Annotated in this window: 9 protein-coding genes; 5 read left to right on the top strand and 4 right to left on the bottom strand. The window is 46.5% G+C overall.

Going from position 1 to position 9,308, the window contains the following annotated elements:
- The 3 genes from A3IK_RS0102960 to A3IK_RS18305 all read left to right on the top strand — a co-directional run.
- Positions 1 to 339 (top strand): integrase core domain-containing protein (locus A3IK_RS0102960; RefSeq protein WP_026220786.1); only part of this gene is annotated, 339 nt, incomplete at its 5' end.
- A 59-nt stretch (positions 340 to 398) separates the two neighbouring features.
- Positions 399 to 1,340 (top strand): hypothetical protein, encoded by a 942-nt coding sequence (locus A3IK_RS18310; RefSeq protein ID WP_162596609.1) that lies wholly within the window; start codon positions 399 to 401, stop codon positions 1,338 to 1,340.
- A gap of 23 nt (positions 1,341 to 1,363) precedes the next feature.
- Entirely contained in the window at positions 1,364 to 1,783 is a 420-nt protein-coding gene (locus A3IK_RS18305) for a nuclear transport factor 2 family protein (protein WP_020558477.1), read from the top strand.
- 161 nt (positions 1,784 to 1,944) lie between these two features.
- On the opposite strand, the gene A3IK_RS0102945 is transcribed toward A3IK_RS18305, so the two are convergent.
- Together A3IK_RS0102945 and A3IK_RS18300 are read right to left on the bottom strand one after the other, a co-directional pair.
- A complete protein-coding gene (locus A3IK_RS0102945) occupies positions 1,945 to 3,150 on the bottom strand; it encodes a chloride channel protein (protein WP_020558476.1) in 1,206 nt (401 codons plus the stop codon).
- A gap of 80 nt (positions 3,151 to 3,230) precedes the next feature.
- The gene (locus tag A3IK_RS18300) at positions 3,231 to 4,409 is read right to left on the bottom strand and encodes a winged helix-turn-helix domain-containing protein (RefSeq protein WP_020558475.1); all 1,179 of its coding nucleotides are present in this window, start codon (positions 4,407 to 4,409) and stop codon (positions 3,231 to 3,233) included.
- 270 nt (positions 4,410 to 4,679) lie between these two features.
- Between A3IK_RS18300 and A3IK_RS0102935 the strand changes: the two genes are divergently transcribed.
- Both A3IK_RS0102935 and A3IK_RS0102930 read left to right on the top strand, forming a co-directional pair.
- Positions 4,680 to 5,603 carry a sialate O-acetylesterase gene (locus A3IK_RS0102935; protein WP_020558474.1) on the top strand — a complete coding sequence of 308 codons (924 nt, stop codon included), beginning with the start codon at positions 4,680 to 4,682 and terminating at the stop codon, positions 5,601 to 5,603.
- A gap of 75 nt (positions 5,604 to 5,678) precedes the next feature.
- Positions 5,679 to 6,584, top strand: coding sequence for a sialate O-acetylesterase (locus A3IK_RS0102930; protein ID WP_020558473.1), 906 nt, complete (start codon positions 5,679 to 5,681; stop codon positions 6,582 to 6,584).
- A gap of 70 nt (positions 6,585 to 6,654) precedes the next feature.
- On the opposite strand, the gene A3IK_RS0102925 is transcribed toward A3IK_RS0102930, so the two are convergent.
- Entirely contained in the window at positions 6,655 to 8,025 is a 1,371-nt protein-coding gene (locus A3IK_RS0102925; protein ID WP_020558472.1) for a UPF0149 family protein, read from the bottom strand.
- A 208-nt stretch (positions 8,026 to 8,233) separates the two neighbouring features.
- Positions 8,234 to 8,983 carry a helix-hairpin-helix domain-containing protein gene (locus A3IK_RS0102920; RefSeq protein WP_020558471.1) on the bottom strand — a complete coding sequence of 250 codons (750 nt, stop codon included), beginning with the start codon at positions 8,981 to 8,983 and terminating at the stop codon, positions 8,234 to 8,236.
- Positions 8,984 to 9,308 lie beyond the last annotated feature (325 nt).

The following is a 9,308-nucleotide window of genomic DNA, read 5'->3' as shown; positions in this document are numbered from 1 at the left end:
ATCACCTTGAGGAATCCCCCGTCTGGCCTGATGTTTCATAGTGATCAAGGCTCGCAATACACCAGCCAACGCTTTGGTAACTTATTGAAACAGCATGGTATACAAGCCTCGATGAGTGGAGTGGGTGCCTGCTGGGATAATGCCGTGGTGGAGCGTTTTTTTGGTAGTTTGAAGAACGAATGGTTATTAAAGGTCAACCACCTGACCCGACAAGCCATGAAAGAGGATGTGGAGGCGTATATTCGTTATTACAACCATGAGCGTTTACATACGGCTAATGGTAATCAAACGCCGGTGGAGTTTGAGTTGTCTCAATTAAATCTGTCAGGGATTGCTTGACCAGAACAGATATGCTGAAAAGCAGGGGACTGGCACTAAATCTATCAAAGACAACAATCTTGAATACGGAAGACGCCGAGAAGAATTTCTTGATCTCAAAGAATATAGAGCTTGACCTCTTCGCAGATATTGAGCCTGAGCATGAGCTTAGGAAGGAGATCGAAGAATTTCTTGAGCAACAATTCAAGGAGCACTTTAAGAACAAAATGCCTAAGTATTGGGACAAGGTCACAAAAAGATATATCACAGCTTTCAGTCGATTGAAAAGCCTAAAAATTCTGCAAGACTTGCCTTCAATTTACCGCGACCACTCTGGTCTACGTCCAAATCTGCTATTCTATCTTGCAAACCTTGGCTACTCAGAAACAAGCAGTAAAACAATTCTAATAATACTCAATGAATTAAGAGTCTTTGATGATCTTTCCATTGTGCAAGTCGTTCATCTGCTAACAAACTGGGAGATTCCGAGGACATCAAATGCAATGAAGTTTCTAGAAGATGCAGAGAAAGCAATAAAAAACCTTACAACCGTTCAGAAAAAACCCTCAGGATTCTATGCATTACTCTGGTTCAAAGCAAAATACTCCTCACAGGAGTATCTTCTTCACTTTATCAAAAAGTACGACAACTTATGGAAAGCTGATGCTTTCTTGAGAAGACAAGCAACAGCTATCCTTTCCAGACTCCTTTCGATGAACAGTGAAGTACCTCATACATTGCTTACCGAACAAATTGCATCAGGAGCCGTAGGAACAGTGTCGGTAGCCAATCAAATTGCTTTCTTCGAATTAGCTGATAAACTTGAACCAAGGATGGACATGTACCTATTTCCGACAAAAAAGCAACGTATCTATCCACTTGGAAAATTTTTGGTTCTTTGTTCCGCTCTGAACTCGGAAAAGATTCGACAAAGCAACTCGGTGGCAAAAAAGATTAGTGAACACATTCATGATCCATATTATCGACACTGGATTGTCGAGCAGTATGGAATAAAACTGTAGAGTAAACAGGAACCTTTATAGCTATGACCAGCCCACAATCTACCCCCACCGGACACCAGCCATGCGACATCGCACTAAAATTCTTCGAGCATCTCAATGCTGGTAGCTTTGAGCAGGCTATGGCTCTGCTGGCACCGGATGTTGTCTATGAAATAGTAGCACCCGCTCCTTATGGTGGAACGATGAACCGCGACGGACTTCTGGCCTTCTTTGCTAAATATTTAGTCCCAAACCTCATCGGCTCCATGCACACCGAAGTGCTAGGGATTACCGCTGAAGGTGAGCGTGTCGCGCTCGAAACGACGATCCACGCCCCCGGCAAAAATGGACGCGACTATAATAATCGCTTTCATGTTCTGCTCGTCATCCGCGATCAGATGATCGTTGAAGTGCGCGAGTATATGGACTCTGCTAGATTCATAGATTTCGTGACTTCTAAATAGTCTCCAAGTCTAGAGTCTTATCGTCTACACATCGCAGAGTAGTAGTTATCAACACTCAATTCAGCCGTGAGAGTAGCAATTTGGTAGCTTTTGAGGTGGAAGCTGCCCGATTGCTGAATTGTGTGAGTTCTTTGCAAAGTAGAGGCAGACACTCACCTCGATCAATGCCCCTTTACCTCCATATCTCCCATCAACAACCGCTCCAGCAACATCCCCACTCCAAGCCCGACCAATAGCGCCGGAATCTGCAAATTTTCCACCAACAGCACCATGAGCATCAATAATATTATTGGCTTGCGTAGGCTGATATAGGTAGCACTCGTCATAGCCGCCAACATCGCTGCATCGACATTACCCGGAATAATTTGCACCATCGCCGCCCCCAATGCCCCACCGACAAAGAACAACGGAAAAATCACCCCACCCAACCAGCCACCTGTAGCACTGAGCAGAGTCAACATGAGCTTGAGCACAGCAATCAGCAGCAAAATCCATAATCCGATTTCATGCGTTTGTAGATATTCGAGTTCATAATAGCCCGCCCCACGTAGGAAGGGATGAATAGCAAACACCATCCCCATCAATACCCCCGTGAAGACGCCTCGATACAAAGGAGAATGCATAAACTGCTCTGAGTCTTGCATCACTCGGTGTCCTAAACGCACAAACAATACGGTCAAAAAGCCCGCCACTAAAGCCGCTGCCAAGGGTGCCCATAGATTCAGTGACTGCTCAGCCGTCATAAGATGGATGCGATGCAGACTACCCTCAGGATTGAGTAACTTCATACTCACATAAAACCCAACAATCGCACAGATAATCGTCAATACACGGGCAAAGATATGAATTTTCGGTGCCTCAGCCATCTCAGGCTCCAACGCTGCGGCTGGAGCTGAATAGGCTCCGCCCATAGTTGCCTCTTGCCCTAGGCGTTCGATATAGGCGGACTCACGTTGGCTGGCATGCAGATAATGGCCTATGACCCAAGCCATTTCAGCCCCCGCTGCTATGAGTGCGGCTTCTGGTCCAATTGAGGCCCCTAATCCCACCGCCAAGATACCAATCAGAATCACTATCCCCAGTCTAAGCGGATCACTACCCTGCCCCGACTGTGTTTGTTTTAGCTGTGCTAATTTTTGTTGTAGCAAGCCAATAATCAGCCCCCCTATGGCAAACACAGCAAAAATCACGAAGGGATTCTGTTGATACTGCTGCTGCCAGATCAGATGAGATAGTTTCTCCATCACCACCAAGGTGAGTGCCAGAATAAAACCACCCAAAATTCCCATGAGTATGGGTAGCCAAAGGTGGGTACGGCGTTGCTGGGGTGAATCAAACAGTGCGATCATAGGCTCAATCAGGCGCATAGTATAAACTCATCTGGGGTTAGTGGGGTGGGGTAAACCTGCTGTGACTAGTATAGGGACTTTACAAAAATTGCGCATCCCTACCTTAACAAACCATCAGGACGCTCTGCTGCCTGCCAGACCCAAGATTGACAGCGGTTAAAACTCATAAAATCCGTCAAAGCCTGCTCTAGCTGCTGCCCAAAAGCAGCATAGGACTCTGAATCAGCCTTCAGGTGCGGCTCAGGCACAAACTGCAATACCTTTAGGATAGACTCACGGCGCTCTGCTTTGCAGTCTATGCGGGCAACAAAGCACCCCTTCCATAACACAGGCAGGCTGAAATAGCCAAAGCGACGCTTAGCAGCCGGAAGATAGCATTCAATCTGATAGTCAAAACCAAACAAAGCCTGCATCCGGCGACGCTGGATGAGCAGGTTATCAAACGGCGATAAAATACTGATTGTACTGAGAGCCAGCGGAGCCTCCAGTAGCTCTAGCGTTCGGGGCAGGGTTAACCAAGAATGCCCCTCCACCTGTACCGTCACCAGTGTACCCTCTTCCAGCATATCCTGAGCCGCTTGTTGTAACAGCGGACCAACCTGTTTACGTAGATAACCTGCTTCAGCGACTTGCCCCAATCCATTAGCTTCCAGAAAGCGCGTGAGCAGAAAATGGGCTTGCTCCTGTGGTGTGGGCATGCGTGTATCAACCTCTGGTGGTAGCACCCGTTCGGAGAGATCAAACACCTTTTGAAACCCTTGACGGCGTGTCACCATGAGGTCGCCCTGATGAAACAGATACTCCAGCGCACGTTTAGCGGGTTTGCTATGCCAATCCCCTGGTTTAGCCGTATTACTACCCTCAAAATCACGCGCCTGCAATGGCTCCTCTTGCCGAATACGCTCTAGTACTTCGTGCATTAGTTGCGTATCACGAGCATACCAGTGATCCAGTTCACCACTGGCAATAGCCGCCTTACGCGGCAAGGTGAAACGAAAGTCGCGCATCGGTAAGTACGCAGCAGCATGCGCCCAGTATTCAAACACCTGCCGCTCGGCTAATAGGGTATCAAGCTGCTCTGGGGCATAGCCTGGATTACGGCTCCAGAGGGTATGGTGATGAGCACGCTCTACCACCGAAATAGTATCAATCTGCACATACCCCAGATGCTCGATCAGATTTAGAGTAGTTGCCAATGCTTGCGCCGGTTTGCTAGCGGGTAGCCGCTGACAGTGCAGAACTAATATGCGAGCCTGATCTGGACTTAGGGTTATCATGATCTGCTACCTGTTATAGCGGCAAACGGGCTGCTCAGTCGCCTGTTATGGGTAAAGGTGGTTATCAGGGGTAGATACATGAGGGTTAGTATTTTGGTTGCAAAAGAGACTTACTCTAGCTTGAAGCTATGTCTTAGGTAAAGCTGCCATAAGCCATCTATCACCTGCACAACACCCTCCGGCAAGTCTAGCCGCACTCTAAACAGAGGATAAAGTAAAATAAATCAACCCTATTCTTGATATATACCCCGATTTTTGAGAGTCAGATCGATGCCAATACAATACACCACCACTCTCCCAACGACTCAGACCACCCTTGGTTCTCAAACTAGTACTGCGACACCTGCTGCTAGTGCATCCACTTGGAACCTCAACCAAAATCAGATTTTCAGCCAGAATCAACAACAAATGCTATTAAATCTGATTTTACAATTGCTAATCCAACTTGCCCAACAAAGTAATAACCAAAATCAGCTCACCAATAATACCGGAACTACCACCCCGGCACCGAGCACAACTACCCCCGCTACGAATACCCCAACACAGCAAAATACCGCCACCCCGAATAATAATCAGAAAGTCATTGATGTATTCCTATTAGGTGGGCAATCCAATGCCGCCGCCTTAGGTGCGAAGCGCTTAGAAAATGCGTTGGAAAAGAGCCTAGGGGCCGATACGGCTACCCATCAGACCAATGTCTTTTCCTATGCAGTAGGCTCGACCAACCTCTATAGCCAATGGAAAGCGGATGGCACAGCTGACCCTAAAAAAGACGGCGGGATGTATCAAAACTTTCAACGCCAACTGGATACTTACATGGCTAAGCTGCACAAAGATAATCCCGATGCTCAGATTAATATCAAAGGTATGTTCTGGCACCAAGGTGAATCCGATGCACTGGCTAATCGCGGCACAGCTAAGTATGAAGAAGATTTGACCCGCTTTATTCAGGATGTTCGTGTCACTACAGGGGTGGAAAATCTGCCCTTTATGGTGGGACGCTTAACGGATATTCGTAACTGGGCACCCATCCGGCAAGCACAAGATCAGGTTGGAGCCAAAGATCCCAATGCAGTATCCGTGAACCTCGATGCCTTAAAACCAATGGCTAATGGCGTTCATTTCACTCCAAAGGGTTATGACACCATGGCGCAACTGTTTGCCGATGCCTATAAAGCAGGTTTTAGCACCTAAACCCTCTAGCTATTAGGCTGTTAGCCCGCGATGTCCTAGCAGCCATCCTCCAAACGACAACAAAGAATTAAGCCTATGGATTACCTTAATACTAGCAGCCCATTAACTAGCACGACTTATCGCCCCTTAACGAATACTACCCAACCGAGTACAACCACTTGGAATGGGACGCAAAGTCAGGTATTTAGCCAAAGCCAACAACAGCTTTTGCTAAATTTAATCCTCCAACTACTAATCCAGTTAGCTCAACAACACAACAATAGCCAACCAGCCACTAATACGACCAATACAACGGGAACGCCAGCACCGACTCCTGCGCCAACAGGACAAACCAATACCCCCGCCAATGGACAAAAAGTAATTGATGTCTATTTATTGGGCGGACAATCTAATGCGGCAGCACTAGGTGCTAAACGTTTGGAAGGGGCGCTGGAAAATACCTTAGGTGCAGATACCGCTCTACATGAAACCAATGTGTTTTCCTATGCAGCCGGTGGTACTCATCTTTACCAACAATGGAAAGGCGATGGTACGGCAGACGCTAGTAAAGATGGTTTAGTATATAAACAGTTCCAAACCCAACTAGATAAATATCTCACCAAACTACGCAAAGACAACCCCGATGCTCAGATCAATATTAAGGGTATGTTCTGGCATCAAGGCGAGGCCGATGCGCGCGATAAAAAAGGGGCGGAGTATGAAACCAACCTAACGCGCTTTATTCAGGACATACGCGCCACCACTCATGTAGATAACCTTCCCTTTATGATTGGTCGCCTCAATGAGGTCAATGTAGCAGGCCGTGATCATGTGCCTATCCAAAAAGCCCAAGATGCGGTCGGTGCTAAAGATCCTAATGCCGTTTCAGTGAATCTGGAAACCTTAAAACCGCTGGCAAGTGGAGTGCATTTCACCCAAAAGGGTTACGACACTATGGCTCAACTCTTTGCTGAAGCCTACAAAACTAACTTTAGTCGTTAAGCCAGCCTATTTTAGCGACACCCCATAGACAGGTGTCGCTATGTGCGCCAATGCTAGGCCCTTATATCGATTAGGCTCCACAACATTTTTTATACTTCAGTCCACTGCCACAAGGACAAGGATCATTACGCCCTACTTTATTCGGGTTAACAATCGGGGGGAGTTTAGGTGCATGAGCCAATGCCCAATCGCGAATTTGTAATACGGTTGGTTCAATCTGAGCCGCCCAATTTTGTATCTCGTCATCACTCATGTCCTCCACTTTGGCATAACCTTGTGGAGTACCAAAAATAGCAATGGGTGTTAGCATTTTTTGCATTTCAGGTGCTTCAATCAGTGGTGGCTGACCTAGGACAATCCCGCGCATAAAACCATCACACCAGCTTTGTACATTAAGTATTTGTGTCCCGTCCTCATCCACACTGCTCATAAAGGACGCCTGAAACTTCTTGGTCTCTTTGAGATGTTGATAGGTCTGATTGAATAATTTCATGATGAGTTCAATGAAAATAGTCAATTCGGCTTGGCTAGGAAATTCGGGCATATATTCTTCCCCACCCCAAATCGCCGCTAACCACTCGGTGGGCATAATCATTTTGGGCGCACAAGCCACCGCCGCAAATAAGCCATCTAAACCGGCAACCTCTTGAATAGAATACTCATGCCCATAGTAGTCTAAATGTTGTTGGAGACGGTCAAAGACATCATCATTGCTAATATCATCCGGTACAGGTTCTTGAGAAGGTGGTTCGATCCCCTCCTCGTCGGGCAGTAATGAGCTATAAAGACGCGGATTAGTCCGTTCTGTTTTTAAGCCTAACTCAATTTCAACATCTTCAAAATCACCGACAATAGCCTCTACTACCTTGCCCTCAGCGTAGGCTTTATTAATCACAACCAAAGACTCAAGCGCTTTAAGTTCCACTAATGCGGATACAATAAAAGCATTCAATTCTGCCGTATCAGCGCCTTGTTGTGCTAATAACTCCGTGAGCTGATCGACAATCGTTTGTCGCAGGTTAGGGTTTTCAGTGCCTATAGCAGGGAGTATCTCTGTTGCCCAACTGCGCAGAAACTCATCCCGCCCCTCGTCCCGAATATAGGCAAAAGTCGGGGCTAATGCTCGCTCTCCTGCCGCTGCAATCACACCGGGTAGTTCATCCATAGCCCAATCATTATCCTGATAGAACTCGAATACCGCTAATAGCTCGCTAATATCAATCGGTGTACCCAATGATTTTAAGGCTCGCCACGCATACAGCGGGACAAACCAAGTAGACTCCTGAGCATAGAACTCCTCACCCTGTGATATTATGTCTAAGAGTAGTGGTGCATCCGCTGACGTAAGCCGTAAGGTAGAAAAATTAGTGTTACGCTGAGCAGGGTCAAGATCTGGTTGACCGAAACGACTCAAGGCATTAATTAGTGTTTGTTTGTCCATGCGTGATACAGATTTTAGCCAAAATTAAAATGCTGAGCATAATACCGTGCCTATAGCTCGTCTACCTTAACCTTGTAACACGAATTCAATTAAATCAGCAAAATCGGCAAAATCGGCAAAACTTGACTGCAACGCGTCCCTTTCTTCAATACAGAGGTTAAGTCATCGCACTAAACCTCTGCATTGAGCATACAGGATGAGTGCTAGACTAGGCAGATAAATGCGTGTCGGAGGGTTGGGCTTTTTTATTTTTAGCTTTATCCTTAGATTTCTTTTTATTTTTATCCTTAGCTTTTTTTCCCTTCTTAGCTTTGTCCTTAGACTTCTTCTTATCCTTAGCCTTTTTTCCCTTCTTAGCTTTTTTGTCTTTATCCTTTGCTTTTTCTTTAACTTTCTTAGCAATCAGCTCTGCCATCTCGATACCATCTTGTATCTCAAGCACTGCAATCGTCTCGCTAATCACCGTTGCTAATACAGGCTCAGACTCAACGACTTCGGGAATGACTACTTTAGGTTTAACTGTGCGCGGTTTTTTGGGCGTGGCGGTGGCGGCTCTAACTCTAGGTTTAGCAGGCGCTGGCGCAGCTTGGGCGTCTGGATCTGTGGGGGCTACTGATTCTGTAGCCTCCTCTGCTGGCAAAGTGGTGACTGGTGCAACCCCATCCACGGCCTCTGTTGCGGGTGACTCCGTATTAGCGGTTGCATCAGTAGGCTTGGTTTTAGGAGCCGCTTTCGCTCTAGGCTTAGTCACTCTCGTGGTTGTATTTTCAGCACCACTTAGCAACCGTTTAGCATCCGCAATCATCATCTCTGCCGTGCTCGCACCAATCCCCGGCACTGCCTTAAGCTGCTCTAAGGAGGCTTGTGCTAATTGCTCTAGAGTAGTAATACCGTGCGCCTCTAAACGAGTGGCAACGGCCTCTCCGACATATTTCACATCTGTTATTTTCTTATTCATTGCGTTTATCCTATCTGGTATTGTTGGTTATCGAGCACTTTGTTAATCCCCTAGCGGAATTTACAGGACACTAACAAATGAATTTTACAAGCCTCGCTCTCGTGAGCAACTAACCCAATGGTTTAATTTAAAAACTACCGCTCATTTTCCGCTGCTTGGCTTAGCCACTCCTGAAGGGAAACGAGTGGGTCTTGTTAGTTATGCTACTTTTCATACTTTCCCCCCTATCACTTAAGGTGGAGTATGCGCTTGATGTACATGCTGATTATATAGGCCAAGGTGGGGGAAAATAATGAAAATTGACTAGAAACTTTTTTTGCATCCT

The sequence above is a fragment of the Thiofilum flexile DSM 14609 genome (assembly GCF_000380185.1).
Classification (GTDB): domain Bacteria; phylum Pseudomonadota; class Gammaproteobacteria; order Thiotrichales; family Thiotrichaceae; genus Thiofilum; species Thiofilum flexile.
This window is presented reverse-complemented; position numbering and strand designations above follow the sequence as displayed.